A 24,060-nucleotide genomic window follows, 5' to 3' on the forward strand; every position below is an offset into this window, starting at 1 on the left:
TTTAGAATTTGTAAGCAAATCCAACATTTAATGAAGAAGCAGTTCCTCCATCCATTGAAATTCCTTTATAACCTAAATAAGCTTCAAATTTTTCAGCTTGGTAACCAAATTTTGGTTGATATAAAAAACCTCCGTCGTTATCCTCACTAACACCAATTGCATAGCCTAAATCAGCACCAATAAATAACATTTCAGATAATGAATATTGAGCAGTTGCAGCTACTGGTATAAAACTCATGTTTTCGTATTCAACCTCTAAAGATCCGAAACCATAGTCTATAGTTTCAGTTTTACCTAAATAAGTTGAATAACCTGTTGTAGCTCCTACATCAAATCCCTCACCAACATTCCATAAATAAGCAACATCTAACCCTAAATTAAGAGAATATGCATCTTTGATATCTCCCATTGGCAATCCAGCATGTATGCCAGCTTTAAATCCACCTTCTTGTGCGTTTGCAGCACCAAATGCGAATACTGCAACTGCAGCGAATAATAATTTTTTCATTTTTATTAAATTTTAGTTATTATAACAAATTTATATTATTTTTTTAAAGATTCTTATAAAAAACTAGTCTTTATTAACAATTTTTTGAACAACAAAAACGTTATTTACTAAAAATCAACGTTTTAAATAAATTCATAAACACACAAAAACATGAAAAATAAACTTTTTTTAACAATAGTTTTACTATTTGCTTTGCAAAATGGTAATAGTCAAACCCTTAAGATAGGGATAAAAGGAGGTTTAAATTATGCTAATTTTACTGATACTTCTATAAAGACAGATGCTATAACTAGTTATCATGCAGGTATTATTACCACAATTAAACTTACAAAATCATTTGCCTTGCAACCAGAATTATTGTATTCTACACAAGGTGCCTCTTATGAAAATGCTATTAGTGAGTTTAAAAATGAATTAGGTTATTTATCCATTCCTCTTCTTGCAAAATTGAATTTGAGCGAAAGTCTCTCTTTAGAAATTGGTCCGCAAGCTTCCTTTCTATTAAGTAAGAAAGATGAATTTGATTTTAACGATTATAATACATTTGATTTTGCAGTTGATGGTGGATTAGGTTTAAAATTAACCGAAAGTATTTTTGTTCAGGCAAGGTACATACTTGGCCTTAGTGAAATTTCAAAGAATGCTGAAGCAAAGAATAGCGTTTTCCAACTTTCTGCAGGAATTCTCTTTTAAAAAAGTCATAAACTTTTTATAAAACCATTCAACTAACGAATGGTTTTTTTATTTTTACTCAAAATCTATACTACATGAAATTATTAATACTTAATGGACCAAACCTTAATCTACTAGGAAAACGAGAACCAGAAATATATGGCAACTTAACTTTTGAAGATTACTTAGTAACTTTAGAAAATAAATTTCCGGAAATCTCTTTTGCCTACTATCAAAGTAATATAGAAGGCGAATTAATTGATAAGATACATGAAGTAGGTTTTACTTATGATGGAATTATAGTAAACGCTGGTGCATACACACATACTTCTATAGGTATAGGTGATGCCATAAAAGGAATTACAACACCTGTTATTGAAGTGCACATTTCTAATACATTCTCCAGAGAAGAATTTAGACACCAATCTTATATTTCACCAAATGCAAAAGGTGTAATCATTGGTTTTGGATTAAAAAGTTATGAATTAGCTGTTCATTATTTTTTATAAATCATACAACTATTTACTTTACAAAACCGTCTATTAAATAAATACCTAACAAACAATGAAGAATATATTTTCGCTATTATTCCTTTTATCCACTAGTTTTATGCTATCGCAAATAAAAGGAACAGTAAAAGATACAAATGGAAACCCATTACCTTATGTAAATATTTATGTAGAAAACACTTATATAGGAACAACTACTAATGAAAATGGAAAATATGAGTTAAACTACACCGCTTCAAAAAACGTTTCTTTATTGTTTCAATATTTAGGATATAAAACCCAAAAACAAATTTTAAATATTAGTCAATTTCCTTATGAGTTTGATGTTACCTTACAGGAAGAAGATTTTCAATTAAACGAAGTTATTGTTCAAAATGGTATTAATCCAGCTAATGAAATTATAAAAAAAGCTATAGCTAATAAGAAAATAAACGCTGATAAAACTGATAAATTTGAAGCCGATTTTTATTCGAGAGGTATTTTTAGAGTAAAAGATATTCCAAAAAAAATCATGGGTATCGACGTAGGTGACATGGAAGGAAGCTTAGATTCTACCAGAAGTGGTGTTATTTATTTGTCTGAAACTGTTTCTAAAATAAAATTTGAAAAACCAAACAACTTAAAAGAAGAAATTATTGCTTCTAAAATAGCTGGTGACGATAACGGTTTTAGTTATAACACTGCATTGAATACTAATTATGATTTTTACGAAAACTATGTCAATTTTGGCATTAACATGGTCTCTCCTATTGCAGACAATGCTTTTAACTATTATAAGTATAAATTAGAGAGTACTTTTTATGACGATAAAAATCAGTTAATTAATAAAATTAATGTAACACCAAAAAGAGACAAAGAACCTGTTTTTGAAGGTTATATTTATATTGTAGAAGACACTTGGGCAATTTATGGAATTGATTTAGATATTAAAGGATATAGAATGCAACAACCCATTCTTGAAACCATGAAATTAATTCAAAATTTTAGCTACAATACAGAAGAAAAATTATGGGTTAAAAACGTTCAGTCTCTAGATTTTGATGCTGGAATTTTTGGAATGAAATTTACAGGGAAATTTACACATGTATTTAGTAATTACAAATTCAAAAAGAATTTCGAAAAGAAAACTTTTGGAAAAGAGATAGTAACTTTTGCAGAAAATGCGAATAAAAAAGAAGATTCATTTTGGCAAACTACAAGACCTGTTCCTCTTACTGAAGAAGAATCTAAAAATTACACAAAAAAAGATAGTATTCAAACCATTCGAAAATCAAAAACTTATTTAGATTCTATTGATGCTAAATCAAATAAATTTAAATTCTTTGATATTATAAGTGGTTATACTTATAAAAATTCACATAAAAATTGGAATCTAAGTTATCAAGGCGTTTTAAATTTTTCATCCTTAAGTTTTAACACGGTTCAAGGTTGGAATTTAGACAGTGGTTTTTCTTTTAGAAAATGGAATGAGGAAACAGGCAAATTTACTTCAATAAACTCAACATTTAACTATGGTTTTGCAGAAGATCGATTAAGAGTTATAGGTCGTTTTTATCATCGATTTAACAATAAAAATTATGCGAATTTTTCCATTACTGGTGGAAGTACTGTAAGCCAATTTAATAGCAATGAACCAATTCCTAATTTTGTAAATTCTGTAAGCACTCTTTTCTTTAAGAACAATTTCATGAAATTATACAATAAAGAATTTGCTGAAATTAATTACGGACAAGAACTTGTAAATGGTATTTTTATTAATGGTAAATTATCTTATGAAAATAGACATGCTTTATTTAACAATACAGACCACTCGATTATAAAAAGTGATGACATTTACACTTCAAACGATCCTTTACAACCGTACAATTATACTTCTGGTTTTGAAAAGCACAGTATTTATAAAGCCAATTTATCAACTAGAATACGATTTGGTCAAAAATACATTTCAAGACCAGATGGAAAAATCAACATTCAAAACGACAAATATCCAGTTTTAAGTTTTGCTTACGAAAAAGGTTTTGGTGGAACAAATTCAAATTATAATTATGATTTTGTTGCCGCTCGAATTGATTATGATAAAACTTTTGGTAATAAAGGAGAATTTTCAGCAAATGTAAGAGGTGGAAAATTCTTTAATGCAGATAATATTTCTTTCATCGATTACAAACATTTTAATGGCAATCAAACTCATGTAAATTTTAGAGGAAATTATTTAAATGCCTTTAATTTATTACCTTATTATACAAATTCTACTAATGATGCCTATTTAGAAACTCATTTACAACACAATTTTAAAGGCTATATTATGAATAAAATTCCGTTATTAAATAAATTACAATGGAATTTAGTAGGTGGTTTTCACCAAATTAATGTTCCTAATACTAAACCCTATCAAGAATTTAGTGTTGGTTTTGACAATATTGGTTTTGGTAAGTTTCGATTTCTACGAATTGACTATGTAAGAGCTTATCAAAATGGCTTCCAAGGTGATGGAATTATGTTTGGATTGCGTTTTTGATGAATAAAGTATTATTATTGTAATTATATAAAAAACTAAAGTCTAAAAGAAAAAGACGAATTCATTTTAATCCTAAACAAATCATAATGAATTAATTACAATTTAAAATAAAACAATAAAATCCAAATATCAAGAAATTGAAAATTTGGATTTTTTTTATACATTTACTATAACTAACCAAAATATTTTAACTATGACAAAACCAAAAACTTCCTTTTGGATAATAAGTGTAATTGCACTTTTATGGAATTTAATGGGTGTGAATCAGTACCTTCTTATGGCATTTAAATCAGATTCTGTTAGAAGTGGATTAACACCAGAAAGGCTTGCTTTACTTGACGCAACACCAGCTTGGTCAACTGCTGCTTTTGCAATTGCTGTTTTTGCAGCTACTATTGGTTGTATAGCGCTTTTAATTCGTAAAAAGATAGCTTATACCTTTTTTGTAATTTCTTTTATAAGTATTATCGTCCAAAACATTGATGCTTTTATGCGATTTGAAATAGCCGAATTTAATAGCTTTGAATTAGTAATGACAATTATGATTCCTATTATTGGATTATTTTTAATTTGGTACTCCAAAAATGCAATCAAAAAAGGATGGCTTAAATAAAAAAAGCAAATTCCAATTAATATTAATTGGAATTTGCTTTTTTTATATTTTAGAATTTATTCTATACTCTTACAATATTTGCACCGATAGCTCTCAATCTTTCATCAATTCTTTCATAACCTCTATCTATTTGTTCAATATTTTGAATGGTACTTGACCCTTTTGCTGTTAAAGCAGCAATCAATAATGAAATCCCAGCACGAATATCTGGAGAACTCATAGTGGTTGCTTTTAATTGAGATTGAAAATTATGTCCCATAACTACAGCTCTATGTGGATCACATAGCATAATTTTGGCACCCATATCAATTAATTTATCTACAAAGAACAATCTACTTTCAAACATTTTTTGATGAATTAACACATCTCCTTTTGCTTGCGTTGCTACAACCAAAACAATACTTAGCAAATCTGGAGTAAATCCTGGCCATGGAGCATCAGCAACAGTTAAAATTGAACCATCAATATCTGTCTTAATTTCATATCCGTCTTTATGTGCTGGAATATAAATATCGTCTCCTTTACGTTCTAAAGTAATTCCTAGTTTTCTAAATACATTAGGTATTTGACCTAGATTGTCCCAACTTACATTTTTGATAGTAATTTCACTTCTTGTCATAGCTGCAAGACCAATCCAAGACCCTATTTCAATCATATCTGGAAGAATTCTATGCTCGCAACCTCCTAATTTTTCGACACCTTCAATGGTTAACAAATTAGAACCAATACCTTTAATTTTAGCGCCCATCGAGTTCAACATTTTACACAACTGTTGCAAATATGGTTCGCAAGCTGCATTGTAAATTGTAGTTGTACCTTCAGCTAAAACTGCAGCCATAACAATATTTGCCGTTCCAGTAACTGAGGCTTCATCAAGCAACATATATGCTCCTTTCAATTTTCCATCTATTTCAACACCATAAAAATGGTCTTCTCTTTCATATCTAAATTTTGCTCCAAGATTAATAAATCCTTCAAAGTGAGTATCCAAACGTCGACGACCTATTTTATCACCTCCAGGTTTTGGAATATAACCACAACCAAAACGAGCTAATAAAGGACCAACAATCATAATTGAACCTCTTAAACTTCCTCCTTCTTTTTTAAAAGCTTCCGTTTTAAGATAATCCACATTAACCTCATCGGCTTGAAATGTATAATCTCCAACTCCATTCTTTTGGATTTTAACTCCTAAATTACCCAAAAGAGTAATTAATTTATTAACATCAATAATATCGGGAATATTTGTAACCCTAACTTTTTCAGAAGTCAATAATACAGGACATAAAACCTGTAATGCTTCATTCTTAGCTCCTTGAGGAGTAATTTCACCTTTAAGTGCTTTTCCACCTTCTATTTTGAATGTTCCCATGAAACTTAATTTCTTTTATGATTTTTTGGGGGTAAATTATTTTTTTTCTTGTGAATTTTTGGATTCGAATTTTTGCTATTAGCATTAAACTGAGACTTATTAGACATCTTCTTATTCACTTTCATTAAATTATGTGAATTAGAAAGTTCTTCATTAGATTGAAATAAATTAATTTTCCCGTCTGATAATTCTAATAAATGTTGAAAAATAACTTCATCCTCCACTGTTTCTTTATTCCAGCTCAAATAACATTTTTTCATGTGGTTAGCAATGACCAAAATTAAAGCATTTTTCAAATCACCTTCTTCCCACTTCATAGCCACATCTATCATGTATGTAATATTATTTCCATAAAAACGATATTTAGGGAAATTCTGTGGATATTTTAAAATTTCTGGTCGCTGATTTAAGACTTCTCTTGAAGGAATAGGATATGGAGAATCTACGTCTAATCTAAAATCTGACATAATAAACAATTGATCCCATAATTTATGTTGAAAATCAGGAACATCTCTTAAATGGGGATTCAAAGAACCCATTACCGAAATAACATATTTAGCAGCCTTATTTCGTTCTTCTCTATCTTTAATTTCTGTTACTTGATCAATTAATTTTTGCAAATGTCTTCCATATTCTGGAATAATTAATTGCTCGCGTAATGAATTATACTCTAATTGCGATACCGCTTCTGTTTTTACTTCCATAATTATAATGATATGATTCCATCCACAACAGCTAATTCTTGATATTTATCAATTACACTCTGTGGATCTTCCATTTGAACACTAATAGATACACTAGTGTACTTTCCTGTTTTTGACTGTGTTGTATTTATAACCGCTCCCATTTCATTGAAAGCATTTTCAACTGTTTCAACTTTTGTAGCATCTGAAGGAACAATAAATTTAAATAAATATTCTGAAGGCCAACTAGAATTATTAGCCAATTCTTCTTTCAAACGAATGTAAAAGTCTTCCGTTTTCTTATCCATCTTCATTTTTTTAGAGTAGCAAATATACTTTTTTAAGTTAAGAATAAATATTTTGAAGAACATAAATTTAATTTATAGATTAGATTTTTAAAAAAAACTTACTTTTGCCTTTTATTTTTTAAATGGAATGGAGAAAGAAATAATAGTTTTGATAGGTGGACCTAGTTCTGGAAAAACAACTTTAATAAATGCTCTTACTAATAAAGGATATATTTGCTATCCAGAAGTTTCTAGAGAAATTATAAAAAAAGCGCAAAATGATGGCATTGAACAATTGTTTCTTGAACAACCCTTACTTTTTAGTGAGTTATTATTAGAAGGGAGAATTAATCAATATAAACAAGCAAAAAAAGAATCTACTGAAATAGTTTTTATAGATAGAGGTTTGCCAGATGTTATTGCTTATATGAATTATGTAGGAAATTCTTATCCAGATGCTTTTCACAAAGCTTGTCTTGAAAATAAATATTCTAGGGTTTTCGTTTTACCTCCTTGGGAAGAAATTTATATAAGCGATAAAGAGCGTTATGAATCTTATGAAGAAGCTGTTTTAATTCATACGCATTTAGAAAAAACATATAATGAATATGGCTATCAATTAATCGAAGTTCCAAAAGATTCTGTAGACAATAGAGTTGCTTTCTTAATGGATAAGATTACTAAATAATTTTGTAAATTTAGCCAAAGCAATTTAAATTAAGGAATGTCCGAATCTTTACAAATTCTACAAAAATATTGGAAACACAGCTCTTTTAGAGACCTTCAAGAAGAAATTATTAATTCTGTTTTAAAAGGCAATGACACTTTTGCATTATTACCCACTAGTGGAGGAAAATCGATATGTTATCAAATTCCTGGAATGCAAAAGAAAGGATTATGTATCGTTATTTCTCCTTTGATAGCGCTTATAAAAGATCAAGTTCAAAATTTACAAAATAAAAACATAAAAGCCATTGCTCTTTTAGGTGGCATTTCACAAAATGATACTATAGAATTATTAGACAATTGTGAATATGGAAATTATAAATTCTTATATCTTTCACCTGAAAGATTGCAACAAGATTGGATAATTGAAAGATTAAAACAATTACCTATAAATTTAATAGCAATAGATGAAGCACATTGTGTAAGCCAATGGGGGCATGATTTTAGACCTTCCTATCTAAAGATAAAACAATTAAAAATTCATTTTCCAAAAGTTCCCTTTTTAGCTTTAACAGCTTCAGCAACAATTAGGGTTCAAAAAGACATTATTGAAAATTTAGCACTTGAGCAACCTGTTCTATTTAAAAAATCTTTTACACGATCCAATTTGGCTTACCATGTTATTGAAACTGAAGACAAATTTTATAAACTTAAACAAATACTTACAAAAAATCCTCAGTCAAGTATTATTTATGTACGTAATAGAAAATCATGTATTGAAATTGCAAATCAACTTCAAAAAATTGGACTAACTAGTACTTATTTTCATGGTGGTTTACCCATAAAAGAAAAAGAAAAGAACATGTCACTTTGGATGCAAAATGAAGTTCAAGTCATAGTTGCCACTAATGCATTTGGAATGGGAATTGATAAACCAGATGTAAAAACAGTAATTCACACGCAACTTCCAGAAAATCTAGAAAACTACTATCAAGAAGTAGGTAGAGCTGGAAGAAATGATGAAAAGGCTTTTGGTGTTTTACTAGTAAGCGTAGGTGATATTGAAATTGCTAAAAAACAATTTCTAGCTTCATTACCTGACAAAGTGTTCTTAAAAGAAATTTACATTAAATTAAACAATTACTTCCAGATTGCTTATGGAGAAGGGTTTAACGAACAATTTAATTTTAATCTAAATCAGTTTTGCGCTCAATACAACTACCCTATTTTAAAAACATTTAATGCCTTACAATATTTAGACCGTCAAGCTATAATTACACTTCAAAATGAATTTTCTGAAAAAATAAGTCTTCAGTTTATTGTTCCTAGTAAAGAAGTAATTCGATATATGAGCCTAAATTCAAAATCAGAAGACATAATCACAACTATATTAAGAACATATCCTGGTATTTTTGAATTAGAAACCCTAATTAATATTGCTTTAATAGCTAAAAAGGTTGGCACCAATGAAAAGAAAGTATTAAAAACAATTTTAGAATTAGAAAAAAACAACTGCATTACCTTATTAATACAAAATAATGATAGTCGAATTACTTTTAACGAAGTTAGAGAAGATGCTTTAACAATCAATCGAATTTCAAAACTACTTGAAAAACAAAACGAATTAAAAGTAAACCAATTAAAAAGTGTTATCAATTACATTTCAAAAGATACATGTAAGAGTAAACTATTAATGCAATATTTCGATGAAAAAGAAACCAATAATTGTGGTATCTGTTCCTATTGTATTTCTCAAAAAAACAATGCAAATCTAGAGCTAATTAATCAAATTACAGAGTTGCTTCAACAGAAAAAATTAAATTCTAGAGAAATAGAAACCCTACTTGCTATAAGTTCAGAAGAAACTATCTTTGCAATTCAAACTTTGCTTGAAAAGAATGTAATAGCCATTAATCAATACAATCAATATTATCTATTATAATGGAAAAATTAAGAATCGTATTTATGGGAACACCAGACTTTGCCGTTGGTATTCTCAACACAATATACAATAACAACTATGAAATCGTTGGTGTTATAACCGCTCCAGACAAACCAGCTGGTAGAGGACAAAAAATAAATAGGAGTGCAGTTAAACAATTTGCATTAGAAAAAAACTTACGATTATTACAGCCAACTAATTTAAAGTCTGAAGATTTTTTAACTGAATTAAAAAGCCTTAAAGCTAACTTGCAAGTTGTAGTAGCTTTCAGAATGCTTCCCGAAGTTGTTTGGAAAATGCCTAAATATGGCACATTTAATTTACATGCTTCTTTATTACCTCAATACAGAGGAGCTGCACCAATTAATTGGGCGATTATAAATGGAGAAACCAAAACTGGAGTAACAACTTTTTTCATAGATGATAAGATTGATACTGGTGCTATGATTCTCCATAGAGAAACAGAAATAAGCAACTCCGAAACTGTAGGAGAATTACATGATAGATTAATGCATATTGGAGGCGAAACTGTCATAGCTACTTTAAAAATGATTTCAGAAGGCAATGTAAAAACAACCTTACAAGAAGAAATTTCAGAGATTAAAACAGCTTATAAATTAAATAAGGAAAACTGCAAAATAGATTGGAATAAAAACGGAAATCAAATTTACAATTTAATTAGAGGATTAAATCCATATCCTGCAGCTTGGACCTTCATTAAAGACAATGAAAACGAATGGAATGTAAAGCTATATGATGTTAAATTTGAAAACGAAACGCATCACCATAAACCTGGACAAATATTAACCACAAAAAAAGAGATTAAAATTGCAACACATGACGGATATCTTCACATAAATAGTTTACAATTTCCTGGCAAAAGAAAAATGGAGTCAAGTGAACTATTAAATGGAATACAATTTTCAGAAAACGCAATGGCTTTTTAAGCCTTGCAAACACTGATGAAAGTGTATTTTTGATTAAAATCGACATAGGTTATTAACAAAACACATGTTTTATTAACATTTTAGGGTAAAATCCTAGCAAACACTTGCACAATTCAGTTATACAACTAAATTTGTGTAGAAATAATTTAAGTTTAATCAAATTAATAAACAATTTTATTATGAACAAGTCAGAATTAATCGATGCAATGGCAGCTTCTGCTGGAATTACAAAAGCAGCTGCTAAATTAGCTTTAGAATCATTTTTAAGCAACGTTGAAGGAACTTTGAAAAAAGGTGGAAGAGTTTCATTAGTAGGCTTTGGTTCTTGGTCTGTATCTAAAAGAGCAGCTAGAGATGGTAGAAACCCACAAACTGGTAAAACTATTAAAATTGCTGCTAAAAATGTAGTTAAATTCAAAGCTGGTGCTGAATTAGATGGAGCAGTAAACAAATAATATTTTTTTACATACAATTAAAAATCTCGCAAAAGCGAGATTTTTTTTTAAAACTTATATCGGAAATATTTGATTTTGTAAACTTTTTTTGATAATTTTAGGTTAAAATAATTTGCTCATGATATCAGTTTTACCCAAAAAAGGACATTTGCTGATAGCAGAACCTTCTACTTTAGGAGATTTTTCATTCAATCGTTCGGTTATACTATTAGCAGAGCACAATAATGAAGGATCTGTTGGATTTATTCTTAACAAACCATTAGGATACACGATTAACGACTTAGTGCCAGAAATTGATGCTAGCTTTAAAGTCTATAATGGTGGTCCAGTTGAACAAGACAATTTATACTTTATTCACAATATTCCAACTATTATTCCTGGAAGTGTAGAAATTGCTAATGGAATTTATTGGGGTGGTGATTTTGAGACAACAAAAACACTTATCAATAAAGGTGATATTTCAAAAAAGAATATCCGTTTTTTTCTAGGATATAGTGGTTGGGCCATCAATCAATTAGAAAATGAATTAAAAGAAAACTCTTGGATTATTACAGCTAACAACAAAAAAAGCGAATTATTATCACAGTCTTCTCAACATTTTTGGAAAGAAAAAATAAACGAACTAGGTGGTGAATATGTATTATTTTCAAATGCTCCTTCAGATCCTATTCTTAATTAAAGCGAACAAAAGCATTTAACTTTATAAGTAGTTCCTGTGCCACTCTTACTTCAAATGTTTTCTTTCTATATTTTGTTATAGGCTGAATACCAATAATAACATTGGTTAGAAATAACTCATCTGCTTTTTGTAAATCAAAGGGAGATATCGATTTTTCAACAACTTCATAACCATCTATTTTTTTAGCAAAACTTAAAATTTGCTTACGCATAATTCCATTCAAACAACCATCTGTAATAGGAGGAGTTATCAAAGTATTTCCCATTCGCATGAATAAATTACCTTGCAAAGTCTCAATTACATTTTTATCATCATTTAAAAGAAGACAATTATCAAAACCATTTTCAGAGGCAAAAATACTCCCTGTAATATGGATAATCTTATTATTAGACTTAAGAGATGAGAATAATTGTTTCGTAATATATGCATCTTTATAAAGTTCTACTTCATAAGGGCTTTCAGAAATAAAATACAACTCATTTTCTAAAGGCAGTATGGTTAATATATAACTAACATCATTAGTTTTAGGCAAATAAAAACCAGTACCTTCTCTAAAAACAGAAAAACGAACTCTACATGAATTAGTAATAGATTGAAAAGAATCTACTAATAACAAAATTTGATCTTCAAAAAATTCCATAGTAAAATTCATTGGAATTTCCATTCTAAAAATTCGCATAGTAGCCATTAAACGAAAATAATGATCTTCCAAAAACAAAACCTTATTGTCTAAAACTTTTACCGTTTCAAAAACACTATCTCCAAATAAAAAACCTCTATTACCTTCAATAGTAACACTGCTATTCTCAAGAATAGTCCCATTATAATTTACCATAGCTATAAAAAAAATCCCGATTAAAAAATCGGGACAAATATACTCTTTATAATTTAGTTTATACAGACCCTAAAACATGTTTTAAGTCAGAAACTTGATTTTCCCAAAGCAATTTAGACTCTTCCAACTCATCTTCCTCTGAAAAATCAATCACCACTAAAGATACATCTTTTGTGATTTCATCTTCCATAATTTTAATCTCAAAAAAATAATCCGTATCATTTCCGTCTTCATCTAGCCAACGAAATTTCACACGTTCTCCAGAACGTTTTGCAATCAATTTAGCTTTTTCTTCCGAATCATCCCAAATGAATGTAAAAAGTTCACCTCTAGAATTAACATTATCTGCAAACCATTCAGATAAACCAGAAGGAGTTGAGATATATTGATATAATAAAGAAGGCGAGGCATGAATTGGGAATTCTAATTCGTATTTTAACTTAACTTCCATTTTAAAAAATTTATTTTGGAAATATATAGAGAATAATCTTAAAAACCAAAAAGAAAAAAATAGATTTTTATTTAAAAAATATTTTACAAAAAAATATTTGCACTAAAGAGAAATAATTATATATTTGCACCCGCATTCAGAGATGCACAATAAACATAATGGCGAGGTAGCTCAGTTGGTTAGAGCGCAGGATTCATAACCCTGAGGTCACGGGTTCAACTCCCGTCTTCGCTACGAAATAAAAATCCCTAAACAATAACTGTTTAGGGATTTTTTTTATGTCTTCACTTTACTAATTTTTCACAATTTCGAGCTTGATTCTTTAAATTTTAATAGAACTGTTCAAGACAAGTTATAAATAAAAAAAGCCTTTCTTTAAAAGAAAGGCTTTTCGTCGGGGTGGCAGGATTCGAACCTGCGACCTCCTGCTCCCAAAGCAGGCGCGATAACCGGGCTACGCTACACCCCGTGAATGCGGATGCAAATATAACACTAAAAATGACACCTACAAATAAAAAATATATTTTTTTTAGTTCATAAAATATAGACATATAATTAAAATCAAATACTTAAATTTGCCGAATAAAATAAACCAAAATGTTAATAATAGGAATAGCAGGTGGAACAGGAAGTGGAAAAACAACTGTAGTACATCAAATCATGAATGAATTACCTGCAACTGAAGTTGGGATTATCTCACAAGACTCATATTACAAAGAAACACATCATCTTAGTTATGAAGAACGCACAAAGATAAATTTTGATCACCCTAGAGCAATCGATTTTGATTTATTAGTCGCTCATTTAAAAGATTTAAAAGCAGGAAAAACTATCGAACAACCTATATATTCATTTGTTACACACGATAGAACAGACGATTCAATCATTACACATCCTCGAAAAGTAATGATTGTGGAAGGCATTTTAATACTAACAAATCCCGAACTTCGAGAAATGTTCGATATTAAAGTCTTTGTACATGCCGATTCAGATGAACGATTAATAAGAAGACTTAAACGTGACATTGCAGAAAGAGGTAGAGACATGGAAGAAGTGCTTAATCGCTATCAAAACACATTAAAACCTATGCACCAACAATTCATCGAACCTACTAAAGCATTTGCAGACATCATTATACCAAATGACAAATATAATACTGTAGCTATAGATGTAGTAAGAGCTGTTATAAAACAACGAATTCATTAAATTTAAATCGAATTGAAAAAAATAAAAGCCATATTAACCCGATTTAAATTTCTTAAATTATTAGGAAACAGATATGTTATTGTATCTGCTTTTTTTATAGTATGGATGCTTATTTTAGATAATAATTCACAAATAGAACATAGAGTCTTAAATAAACAAATTGAAGAATTAGAAGACAACATCGATTACTATCAAACCGAAATTAGAAAAGATAGTATTCGCATAAAAAAATTAAAAAATCCAGATCAAATTGAAAAATATGCTCGCGAAAAATACTACATGAAACGTGAAAACGAAGATATTTATATTATTGAATTTGAAGGAGAACAAGAAGAAGAACAAAATGATTTTTAATTGTAATAAGAGTCAATCTTTCTCGATTTTTTTAAACCATTTTCCTGCTGTCCGCACTACAAGGTAGTTTGCTCCCATCAGGACTAATACAAACTATAGGAACTTTTTAAACCATTAAAAAAATAACTAATGGAAAGTCAAAAATTATTTCAAGAATTTGCTCCCATCTCATCAAAAGAATGGAAACAAAAAATACAATTCGAACTTAAAGGAGCCGATTATAACGATACCTTAATTTGGGAAAGTTTAGAAGGTATAAAAGTAAAACCTTTTTATCATAGAGATGAATTTGAAAATAAAGTTTCTGTCAACACCAATGCTTCCCAATTTAAAATTGTACAAAACATTTTTGTTCATGATGTAGCAAAATCTAATAAAAAAGCGATAGACACTTTAAATAGAGGTGCTAACAGCATTCGTTTTACATTAGAAAATAACTCAGTTTCTATTACTGATTTAATGCAAAATCTTCCATTAGAAAATACCCACTATTTTTTTTATTTACCCTTTTTATCAAACGATTTCGTAAATCAAATAGAGGCTTTTGCTACTAAAAATAAAGCCCAAATTTCCATTCAAATAGACCCAATTGGCCAATTAGTAAAAGAAGGAAATTGGTTTGAAAACCTAGAAAAAGATTTTAAAAAATTAAACATACTTACTTCAAAAACAACCATTCCATTTTTAAACTTAAAAACAGGAATCTATCAAAATGCTGGAGCAAATATAATCCAACAATTGGCTTACACTTTAGCACATGTTAACGAATATTTTAATAGAATTTCCACTATTAATCAACCTATTACCATAGAAGTATCTGTTGGAACAAATTACTTTTTTGAAATTGCAAAACTAAGAGCCTTACGCATCCTTTTCAATACATTAGCCAAAGAATACAACCATAATTTCGATTGTCATATTCTAGCAACACCTACGAAGAGGAACAAAACATTATACGATTACAATGTAAATATGCTTCGCACCACAACCGAGTGCATGAGTGCCATTCTTGGCGGAGCAAATTCAATTGCTAATTTACCTTATGACGCTTTATATCACAAAGACAACGAATTTGGAGATAGAATCGCAAGAAACCAATTATTAGTTTTAAAAAATGAAAGCTATTTCGACAAAGTAAACAATCCAGCTGATGGAACTTATTACATAGAAACCTTAACAGAACAACTAGCAGAAAAAGCTTTAGCACTTTTTAAAGATATTGAAGTAAATGGAGGTTTTATCACCCAATTAATAGAAGGCACTATTCAAAGAAAAATAAAAGAAAGTGCAGAAAAAGAACAAGAATTATTCGATTCTGGAAAAGAAATTTTATTAGGAACTAATAAATATCCTAACAAAAATGACAGAATGAAAGATGATTTGGAATTATTCCCATTTGTAAAAACACATTCACGAAAAACGTTAATTACACCTGTAATTGAAAAACGATTAGCAGAAAAATTGGAACAAGAACGATTAGCACAAGAATAATGATAAAAAAGTACCTCTATATAATATTAATCTTATTTTCTTTCTTTTCATCATGCAAGGAAGTTGCCGAGAAAACAGTTGAAACAATTGCTGGAGTTGAAAAAAAAGAGCTAATTGGGAAATATCATACTATTAAATCAGAAAAAATTAAAATCTTTTTACCCGAAGAGTTTAAGCATATCTCAGAAAGCAATTATTTAAAAGAAATTCAAAGAACAAGAGAAATTTCTATCTTCAATTCAGAAAAAGAAAGATTGGAATTTGTGAAAGACACAGGGAGAAAAATATACTTCTTTGAGTACTTTAAAGGTGGAAGTATGGTAAACATCTTACCAGAAAGATATGTCGAATTTAACAATTCTGATGCAAAATACATGTTAGCCATTATAGATAAAGCCATTAAATCTAATAATCATCCAGAAACTACTTTTGAAATAATGGAATCTCAATTCAAAGGCAATAAAAATTTAAGCATATTTAAAGTGATTTATAAAATAAAATTGCCAAAAGCAACTGTTGCTGTTTACAAATACGTTTACTTCATCAGTTACAATAAAAAAAGTGTCTTTGTTAATTTAGAAACACCAGTTTTATTCGACTTTGACCCTTATATTGAAAAAATAAGGCTTTAAATTTTAGTGTAAATTTCGTAACTTTCAAAAAAGAAAAACTATGGAAGCCATTAGACAATTTGTTAAAGTAAAAAATCATCAGATAACTATTACTTTACCCGAAGATTTTAATACAGAAGAAGTTGAAGTGATTATTTTAGTAAAAAATGACAATGATTTGATGCTTTCTGAGCGTGAAAAAAAAATCCTAGACAATAGAGTAAAAGAACCAGAAACGGAATATATTTCTTCAAATGAATCTTTAGAAAAAATTAGAAAAAAATATGGTTTTTGATTTAATTATTTCAAAAAGAGCACAGTTTGAAATTGAAAATGCAGTAGAATATCATGCTGAAATAAATATAAATCTTGCCTCAAAATTTTATATACAATTGGATTCAGCTTATCAAAATATTACAGTAAATCCTTACTATCAAAAAAGATATAAAAATTTCAGAGGTATTACCATAACAAATTTTCCTTTTATTTTATTTTTCATAATTGAGGAAAAACAACAACAAATAAAAATTCTCTCTTGTTTCCATACGTCAAGAGATTCAAAAAAATATCCGAAATAGTATATTACTATGAGAAAAAACATACAACATTTAAAGTTAGAAGTTAGAAATACAAAGTTAGAAGCTCATGAGAAAGAAAATTTTCTAACCGCAGAAAACATAGAAATAAAACCCACATACTCTAAGCAAGATATTGAAAACGTAGAGCATTTAGATTTTGCTGCTGGCTTTACGCCAAATCTTCGAGGTCCTTATGCTACCATGTATGTTCGTCGTCCTTGGACAGTTCGTCAATATGCAGGGTTTTCTACTGCCGAAGAAAGTAATGCTTTTTACAGAAGAAACTTAGCAGCAGGACAAAAAGGACTTTCAGTTGCCTTTGATTTAGCCACTCACAGAGGGTATGATTCTGATCATGAGCGTGTTGTGGGTGATGTTGGAAAAGCTGGTGTTGCCATCGATTCTGTGGAAGACATGAAAATCTTATTTGACCAAATTCCATTAGATGAAATGTCGGTTTCTATGACGATGAATGGTGCTGTTTTACCCATAATGGCTTTCTATATTGTAGCTGCTGAAGAACAAGGTGTTGCTGCCAATTTACTTTCAGGAACCATCCAAAATGATATCTTAAAGGAATTCATGGTTAGAAACACTTACATCTATCCTCCTACTCCTTCCATGAAAATCATTGCAGATATTTTTGAATATACAAGTAAAAATATGCCAAAATTTAATTCCATTTCAATTTCTGGTTACCACATGCAAGAAGCAGGTGCTACAGCAGATATTGAGTTGGCTTACACTTTAGCAGATGGTTTAGATTACATTCGTACAGGATTAGCTGCTGGAATGGATATTGACACCTTTGCTCCTCGTCTTTCCTTCTTTTGGGCTATTGGCATGAACCACTTTATGGAAATTGCAAAAATGCGAGCTGGTCGAATGCTTTGGGCAAAATTAGTAAAACAATTTAATCCAAAAGACGAAAAATCTTTAGCATTACGTACCCATTGTCAAACTTCGGGTTGGAGTTTAACAGAACAAGATCCTTTTAATAATGTAGCACGTACTGCTATTGAAGCTGCTGCTGCTGCTTTTGGAGGAACACAATCGTTGCATACTAATGCATTAGATGAAGCAATTGCTTTACCAACAGATTTCTCAGCTCGAATTGCTAGAAACACACAAATTTTTCTTCAAGAAGAAACTAAAATTTGTAAAACAGTTGACCCCTGGGCTGGAAGTTATTATGTAGAAAGCTTAACCGCAGAAATTGCAGAAAAAGCTTGGATTTTAATAGAAGAAGTAGAATCACTAGGAGGAATGACAAAAGCTATCGAAGCAGGAATTCCAAAGTTACGAATTGAAGAAGCCGCTGCTAGAAAGCAAGCTCGCATTGATAGTGGACAAGATATTATTGTAGGCGTTAACAAATACCGTTTAGAAAAAGAAGATCCGTTGCATATTTTAGATGTAGATAATCAAATGGTTCGAAAACAACAATTAGAGTTGTTAGCCAAGATAAAATCTGAAAGAAATATTGAAGAAGTAAACTCTTCTTTAGCAAAATTAACCGAATGTGCTAAAACAGGAAACGGAAATTTACTATCTTTAGCAGTAGAAGCAGCACGTAATAGAGCTACTCTTGGAGAAATTAGCGATGCTTTAGAAGAAGTATTCGGAAGATATAAAGCGCAAATTAGAAGTTTTAGCGGAGTGTATAGCAAAGAAATAAAAAATGACGTAAGCTTTGAAAAAGCAAAACAATTAGCCGATGCTTTCGCTAAGAAAGATGGTCGTCGTCCTCGTATTATGATTGCCAAAATGGGTCAAGATGGTCACGATCGTGGTGCCAAAGTAGTCGCAACAGGTTATGCAGATGTAGGTTTTGATGTAGATATTGGTCCGTTATTTCAAACTCCTCAAGAAGCTGCTAAACAAGCGGTAGAAAATGACGTACACATTCTAGGTGTTTCTTCTTTAGCTGCAGGACACAAAACATTAGTACCTCAAGTAATTGCCGAACTTAAGAAATATGGTCGCGAAGACATTATGGTTATTGTAGGTGGAGTAATTCCTGCACAAGATTACCAATTTCTTTTCGATGCTGGTGCTGTAGCCGTTTTTGGTCCTGGTACAAAAATTAGTGAAGCTGCTATTAGTATTTTAGAGATTTTGCTAGAAGAATAACTATTTAAACCTGACAGGTTTTAGAAACCTGTCAGGTTTAAATAGTTCAGTTATTTTCTTATATTTGTCTTATATATAAGCCAAAATAATTATGATACAAGCCTTAGAACGTGGTAAATACTACCACATTTACAATCGTGGAATAAATAGTGTAACACTATTTAACACTAAAGAAAACTACAAACATTTCCTTAAACTTTATTCAATTCATATTGACCCTATAGCCGAGACTTTTGCTTGGTGTTTAATGAAAAACCATTTTCATTTTTTGGTAAGAATAAAGGAAATTCCTGAAATTACTTCAGAGAAAATTATTTTACCTTCTCAATCTTTTTCAAATTTGTTTAATGCTTACACAAAAGCATATAATAAAAGCTATAAGCGACACGGTGCTTTATTTGAAAGACCTTTTAGACGAAAACAAATTAACGACAACACTTATTTTCAAAACCTAGTTGCCTACATCCATAATAATCCAATACATCACAACATTTGTGAGTATCCTATACAATATCCTTGGAGTTCGTATCTAAGTTGTATTTCTGAAAAACCAACTAAACTTAAACGAAAAGAAGTTATCGAAATGTTTAGTGATTTAGATAATTTTAAATATATGCATCAAGAAAAAGGAAACTTTTTTCCTCTTGAGCAAGCATTAGAGGTTTAATTTCGTGTTTATTTACACCCTTACAACACCTCAACAAGAAGAAATAGCTTAGTCCAATAACTAGGCTATTTGCTTTTTAAAATTATATCAAACCTAATCCTATGACTTACTTAAACCCAATCTCTTAAAGATTCTAGTTTCTGTATAGTTTTTATAAGCTTCAATTTGTACAATTCTAAAAATTAAGACATTATATTTAGTAAATATGATATTTAGTTTTTACAATTTTAGCAATAATGAAAAAAAGATACCTTCTAGTACTATTTTTAATCAACTATACCTTCACTTTTGGACAATTGAACTTTTGCAATGGAAGTAGTGGTGCTCCTATATTTTTTGAAAATTTTGGAAGTGGAACAAATTATGGTCCACAATTGGCTACTGGTGTAACAAATTATACCTATGTAGCAAGTGGTTTTCCGCAAGACGGTCAATATACTTTGTTCCATAGAACCAATTTAATTCCTAATTCTCAAAACTGGTTGTATTCATTAGATCATACTCCTGATACGCAACCTGATGGCACAAATGGAAAATGTTTAATTGTAAATGCGAGTAATACACTAGGCCAATTTTACAGAAGAGTAGTTACAGGCTTATGTAGCAACACTACTTTTGAATTTTCAGCTTGGCTATTAAATATCTATAATGCGGCTTCTAGTGGTTGTTCTGGCACTGGAATTCCTATTAATGTTTCTTTTGAAATTTGGAACGCAACAGAAACTATTCTTTTGCAATCTGGAAGTACAGGAAATATTGCTGGAACTTCAACGCCCAATTGGACACAGTATGGCTTAGTTTTTACTATGGGTGCTGGACAAACGGCTGTCGTTTTAAAAATGAAAAACAATGGTGCTGGTGGTTGTGGAAATGATTTAGCCATCGATGATATAATGTTTCGTTCTTGTGGAGCTTATTCATCTATTGCCAATACAATTACATCTGGAAATACCATAACGGTATGTCCTAATGAAGCTATAGCGAATAATACTTTGGAAGTTACAACTTCTAGTTCTTCCTCACATTTTTACCAATGGCAACAAAGTAATGACAATGTCAATTACACCGATATTATGGGACAAAATAATACTACTTATTCCTTTCCTGCTTTAGCAACTACAACCTATTACCGAGTTAAAGTAGCTCAAGATTTGGCCAATATAAACAATAATTTTTGTTCGACTTTATCCGATATTTTTAGTGTAATTGTTAGTCCATTACCAAATGCACCTGTAAGCAATGGAAATCCTACAGCTTGTAGTAATTCAAATACTTCTTTATCAGTAACGGTTAACCCAAATGAAACTGTAAATTGGTATGATGCTTCTACAAATGGTAATTTATTATTGACAAATGCTACTTCTTTCACACCAACAACAATTGGAACTTACTATGCAGAAACAGTAAATGCAACGGGTTGTATAAGCAACAACAGAACACCAGTTACCTTAAATCCAATGACTATAATGACTATAAATGGTAACACTACCATTTGTTCAGGAGAAACTACAGCAATTTCTCTCTCCACTAGTAATCCAAATACTACTTTTAGTTGGACTGTCTCACAGAATAATAGTACTGGTGCTACAACTGGAACTGGAAATACAATTTTACAAACTTTGAATGCTTCAGGAAACTCAACTGGAACAGTGGTTTACACAATTACTCCTTCAGTAAATGGATGCAATGGTACATCAGAAACAATTACTATAAACATAAATCCTATTCAAACTGTAAATCTTACCTTTCCTAGTATATCCTTATTATATTGTTTAAACGCAAGTGCACCTACTCTGCCTACAACATCTTCAAACACAACACCAATTACTGGTACATGGAATCCTTCTACAATAAATACTTCTGTTTTTGGAACCACTATTTATACTTTTACACCTCAAGTTTTGCAGTGTACAACTATTGCTCCATACGAATTAGCTATAACTGTTGATAATAGTTTTAGTCCAAACTTTAATGATACTATAACTTTCTGTTTAGGTGCAACACCGCCCATTTTAGACAACATTTCTCCTAATGGAATAACAGGCACTTGGAATCCTTCTATAATAGATAATATTAATTCTGGAACCTATACATTTACACCAAATCCTGGACAATGTGCTATATCGCAAACCATATCCGTGTTGGTTTTACAATCTGCTTTAACGAGTTTAAATTATAACCTATCTACTGCTTTTTCAGAAAATCAAATTATTACGATAATAGCTGAATCTTCTAGTGGAAATTATCTTTACCAACTTGATGATGGTGTTTTTCAAGAAAATGCTGTTTTTGAAAACGTAAGTTATGGACAACATTTTATTACAGTAATGGATGTAAATGGTTGTTCGGAATCTTTAACAAAAGAGATTTTCATTGTTAATTATCCTTATTTTTTTACACCCAATGGAGATGGAATTAACGATACTTGGTCTATTAACTTATCCAATAATTTTTCCTACTCTACAATTTCAATTTTTGATCGCTATGGAAAATTAATAAAACAACTTTCTCCCCATTCTTCTGGTTGGGATGGTACTTTTAACGGAAAGCAATTACCTGCAAGCGATTATTGGTTTACTATAAATTTTATAGAAAATAATACTATGAAAATGTTTAAGTCTCATTTTAGTTTAATTAGATAAAAAAAAGACCTAACTCTTTTTATCCGTTAGGTCTTTCTTATGGGTAATAAACACGTTTTTTAGTTTATGTATTTACTTTTCAATTTGTTCTCTTTAATATAAACGTCCATTTGTTTAGCTACTTCCGCAGGTCTATCACTTGAAATAATCATGACACCTGCTTTTACAATATCTAGGTAAATTTTATCGCCATTTGCAATAGCACTTTTATCTAAGTTACCCATTGTACCAGAAATACAAGTAATTCCTCTTGATTTCATGTAGTCGATAACTTCAGTCTTAGGAAATGTTGTTCCTACAAAAGCGACCATGTTTTCAGCTTTTACTCCTAAGTTTTCCATACGTTCTACATCTTCTTTTCCTCTAGCAGAAACTGAAAGCATCATATCTGGAGCTAATGTAGCAACCTCAGCTGCCTGATTAGCATTATAAGTTATAATAATCGAATAATTCTCTGCTTTATTGCGTCTTACTGCTTCTACTATCATTTTAAAAGGCACACCACGTTTTACATCTAAAGTATAAACCACTTTGCTCTTTCCCCATTGCAAAACTTCATCCAAGGTTTCAATTTTATAGTTGGTTATATTCCCTTCGTTATCTTTCAAAAATAATTGTTGCAACTCTTTATAGGTATAATCATTAATAGCACCAGTTCCTGTAGTCGTTCTATCTAAAGTATTATCATGCATCATTACTAAAACCGAATCTTTGGTTAAAGCTATATCGGTTTCAATAACAGCAGCATTATATTTTATAGTGTTCTCAAAAGTAGCTGTACAGTTCTCAGGAAAACCCGTTGTTGGACCACCACGATGTGCACTTACCAAAGGATAAAAATTACTTGATGCTCTAAAAAATGTTTTAAAAGCTGCATTATTTTCAAAATCTAATGTATACAACTTTTCTTGAGCTGTAACTGAAAAAACACTCCAAAGTGCTACGACAAAAACCAATATCTTCTTCAAAATAGTATTTTTAAAATTTGAAGCACAAAAGTAGGTATTCTAAGAATTCTAGCCATTGAGCAAATGTTAATTAATCGATAAATTCATCATTCTTTTTCTTGTAGCATTTTTTGTAAAAATTTTATTTTGCTACATTTTTTGTAGCATTTTTTATTTTTTGAAAATATTGCTACACTTTTTGTAGCAATTCTTTTAAAAAAAATATTTTGCTACAACTTTTTTGTTTTCAGTACAAGAGTTCTCGATATCCTCCATAGGCGGACAGGCATTTTT

25 protein-coding genes and 2 tRNA genes are annotated in these 24,060 nt (G+C 30.1%); 19 read left to right on the top strand and 8 right to left on the bottom strand.

The features are described from left to right. Position 1: 1 nt before the first annotated feature. Positions 2–508 (bottom strand): hypothetical protein, encoded by a 507-nt coding sequence (locus tag ACULEV_RS12200; protein ID WP_445455333.1) that lies wholly within the window; start codon positions 506–508, stop codon positions 2–4. A gap of 150 nt (positions 509–658) precedes the next feature. On the opposite strand from ACULEV_RS12200, the gene ACULEV_RS12205 reads away from it, so the two are divergent. The 4 genes from ACULEV_RS12205 to ACULEV_RS12220 all read left to right on the top strand — a co-directional run bounded on the left by ACULEV_RS12205 (position 659) and on the right by ACULEV_RS12220 (position 4,820). Beyond that, complete coding sequence (locus ACULEV_RS12205) at positions 659–1,201, top strand: porin family protein (protein ID WP_445455334.1); 543 nt, start codon at positions 659–661, stop codon at positions 1,199–1,201. Between the two features lie 74 nt (positions 1,202–1,275). Further along, complete coding sequence (gene aroQ, locus ACULEV_RS12210) at positions 1,276–1,689, top strand: type II 3-dehydroquinate dehydratase (protein ID WP_445455335.1); 414 nt, start codon at positions 1,276–1,278, stop codon at positions 1,687–1,689. 55 nt (positions 1,690–1,744) lie between these two features. After that, complete coding sequence (locus tag ACULEV_RS12215) at positions 1,745–4,207, top strand: DUF5686 and carboxypeptidase regulatory-like domain-containing protein (protein ID WP_445455336.1); 2,463 nt, start codon at positions 1,745–1,747, stop codon at positions 4,205–4,207. Positions 4,208–4,400: 193 nt separating this feature from the next. Further along, positions 4,401–4,820 carry a hypothetical protein gene (locus ACULEV_RS12220; protein WP_445455337.1) on the top strand — a complete coding sequence of 140 codons (420 nt, stop codon included), beginning with the start codon at positions 4,401–4,403 and terminating at the stop codon, positions 4,818–4,820. A gap of 61 nt (positions 4,821–4,881) precedes the next feature. Here the strand turns inward: ACULEV_RS12220 and murA are convergent, their stop codons facing one another. Genes murA through ACULEV_RS12235 form a run of 3 tightly spaced genes read right to left on the bottom strand, consistent with a single transcriptional unit; the run spans position 4,882 to position 7,183 of the window. After that, entirely contained in the window at positions 4,882–6,192 is a 1,311-nt protein-coding gene (gene murA, locus ACULEV_RS12225; protein ID WP_445455338.1) for a UDP-N-acetylglucosamine 1-carboxyvinyltransferase, read from the bottom strand. Between the two features lie 5 nt (positions 6,193–6,197). Then, positions 6,198–6,896, bottom strand: coding sequence for a DUF4290 domain-containing protein (locus ACULEV_RS12230; RefSeq protein ID WP_445455339.1), 699 nt, complete (start codon positions 6,894–6,896; stop codon positions 6,198–6,200). Positions 6,897–6,898: 2 nt separating this feature from the next. After that, positions 6,899–7,183 (bottom strand): DUF493 family protein, encoded by a 285-nt coding sequence (locus tag ACULEV_RS12235; RefSeq protein ID WP_445455340.1) that lies wholly within the window; start codon positions 7,181–7,183, stop codon positions 6,899–6,901. A 127-nt stretch (positions 7,184–7,310) separates the two neighbouring features. Between ACULEV_RS12235 and ACULEV_RS12240 the strand changes: the two genes are divergently transcribed. The 5 genes from ACULEV_RS12240 to ACULEV_RS12260 all read left to right on the top strand — a co-directional run bounded on the left by ACULEV_RS12240 (position 7,311) and on the right by ACULEV_RS12260 (position 11,851). After that, positions 7,311–7,850, top strand: coding sequence for an AAA family ATPase (locus ACULEV_RS12240; protein WP_445455341.1), 540 nt, complete (start codon positions 7,311–7,313; stop codon positions 7,848–7,850). A gap of 36 nt (positions 7,851–7,886) precedes the next feature. Then, complete coding sequence (locus ACULEV_RS12245) at positions 7,887–9,770, top strand: RecQ family ATP-dependent DNA helicase (protein ID WP_445455342.1); 1,884 nt, start codon at positions 7,887–7,889, stop codon at positions 9,768–9,770. Then, positions 9,770–10,717 (top strand): methionyl-tRNA formyltransferase, encoded by a 948-nt coding sequence (gene fmt, locus ACULEV_RS12250; protein ID WP_445455343.1) that lies wholly within the window; start codon positions 9,770–9,772, stop codon positions 10,715–10,717. Before ACULEV_RS12245 ends, fmt begins: the two co-directional genes overlap by 1 nt. Before the next feature lie 164 nt (positions 10,718–10,881). After that, positions 10,882–11,172 carry an HU family DNA-binding protein gene (locus ACULEV_RS12255; protein WP_445458544.1) on the top strand — a complete coding sequence of 97 codons (291 nt, stop codon included), beginning with the start codon at positions 10,882–10,884 and terminating at the stop codon, positions 11,170–11,172. Between the two features lie 118 nt (positions 11,173–11,290). Further along, positions 11,291–11,851, top strand: coding sequence for a YqgE/AlgH family protein (locus tag ACULEV_RS12260; RefSeq protein WP_445455344.1), 561 nt, complete (start codon positions 11,291–11,293; stop codon positions 11,849–11,851). Here the strand turns inward: ACULEV_RS12260 and ACULEV_RS12265 are convergent. Next, the gene (locus ACULEV_RS12265) at positions 11,844–12,686 is read right to left on the bottom strand and encodes an aminotransferase class IV (RefSeq protein ID WP_445455345.1); all 843 of its coding nucleotides are present in this window, start codon (positions 12,684–12,686) and stop codon (positions 11,844–11,846) included. The genes ACULEV_RS12260 and ACULEV_RS12265 overlap by 8 nt on opposite strands. 58 nt (positions 12,687–12,744) lie before the next feature. After that, positions 12,745–13,137 (bottom strand): START-like domain-containing protein, encoded by a 393-nt coding sequence (locus tag ACULEV_RS12270; RefSeq protein WP_445455346.1) that lies wholly within the window; start codon positions 13,135–13,137, stop codon positions 12,745–12,747. A 160-nt stretch (positions 13,138–13,297) separates the two neighbouring features. On the opposite strand from ACULEV_RS12270, the gene ACULEV_RS12275 reads away from it, so the two are divergent. Further along, a tRNA-Met gene (locus ACULEV_RS12275) sits at positions 13,298–13,371 on the top strand. 160 nt (positions 13,372–13,531) lie between these two features. Here the strand turns inward: ACULEV_RS12275 and ACULEV_RS12280 are convergent. After that, positions 13,532–13,606: transfer RNA gene (locus ACULEV_RS12280), tRNA-Pro, on the bottom strand. Between the two features lie 128 nt (positions 13,607–13,734). Here ACULEV_RS12280 and udk point away from each other — a divergent pair. From udk to ACULEV_RS12325, 9 genes are all read left to right on the top strand, one after another. After that, positions 13,735–14,343, top strand: a complete 609-nt coding sequence (udk, locus tag ACULEV_RS12285) for a uridine kinase (protein ID WP_445455347.1) — start codon at positions 13,735–13,737, stop codon at positions 14,341–14,343. A gap of 12 nt (positions 14,344–14,355) precedes the next feature. Continuing rightward, positions 14,356–14,697, top strand: coding sequence for an FtsB family cell division protein (locus ACULEV_RS12290; RefSeq protein ID WP_445455348.1), 342 nt, complete (start codon positions 14,356–14,358; stop codon positions 14,695–14,697). A 129-nt stretch (positions 14,698–14,826) separates the two neighbouring features. Further along, positions 14,827–16,188 (top strand): methylmalonyl-CoA mutase subunit beta, encoded by a 1,362-nt coding sequence (locus ACULEV_RS12295; protein ID WP_445455349.1) that lies wholly within the window; start codon positions 14,827–14,829, stop codon positions 16,186–16,188. Next, positions 16,188–16,820 (top strand): hypothetical protein, encoded by a 633-nt coding sequence (locus ACULEV_RS12300; protein ID WP_445455350.1) that lies wholly within the window; start codon positions 16,188–16,190, stop codon positions 16,818–16,820. The genes ACULEV_RS12295 and ACULEV_RS12300 overlap by 1 nt, the downstream gene beginning before the upstream one ends. Positions 16,821–16,860: 40 nt before the next feature. Further along, the gene (locus ACULEV_RS12305; RefSeq protein WP_445455351.1) at positions 16,861–17,094 is read left to right on the top strand and encodes a hypothetical protein; all 234 of its coding nucleotides are present in this window, start codon (positions 16,861–16,863) and stop codon (positions 17,092–17,094) included. Next, positions 17,084–17,377 carry a type II toxin-antitoxin system RelE/ParE family toxin gene (locus tag ACULEV_RS12310; protein ID WP_445455352.1) on the top strand — a complete coding sequence of 98 codons (294 nt, stop codon included), beginning with the start codon at positions 17,084–17,086 and terminating at the stop codon, positions 17,375–17,377. The genes ACULEV_RS12305 and ACULEV_RS12310 overlap by 11 nt, the downstream gene beginning before the upstream one ends. A gap of 9 nt (positions 17,378–17,386) precedes the next feature. Next, positions 17,387–19,510 carry a methylmalonyl-CoA mutase gene (scpA, locus tag ACULEV_RS12315; RefSeq protein WP_445455353.1) on the top strand — a complete coding sequence of 708 codons (2,124 nt, stop codon included), beginning with the start codon at positions 17,387–17,389 and terminating at the stop codon, positions 19,508–19,510. Positions 19,511–19,601: 91 nt separating this feature from the next. Next, entirely contained in the window at positions 19,602–20,177 is a 576-nt protein-coding gene (locus ACULEV_RS12320) for a transposase (RefSeq protein WP_445455354.1), read from the top strand. A 236-nt stretch (positions 20,178–20,413) separates the two neighbouring features. Then, a complete protein-coding gene (locus ACULEV_RS12325; RefSeq protein WP_445455355.1) occupies positions 20,414–22,819 on the top strand; it encodes a T9SS type B sorting domain-containing protein in 2,406 nt (801 codons plus the stop codon). A gap of 59 nt (positions 22,820–22,878) precedes the next feature. Here ACULEV_RS12325 and ACULEV_RS12330 read toward each other — a convergent pair whose 3' ends face one another. Then, positions 22,879–23,787, bottom strand: a complete 909-nt coding sequence (locus ACULEV_RS12330) for a glycerophosphodiester phosphodiesterase family protein (protein ID WP_445455356.1) — start codon at positions 23,785–23,787, stop codon at positions 22,879–22,881. Between the last annotated feature and the right edge of the window lie 273 nt (positions 23,788–24,060).

Source organism: Flavobacterium sp. HNIBRBA15423, assembly GCF_052655965.1.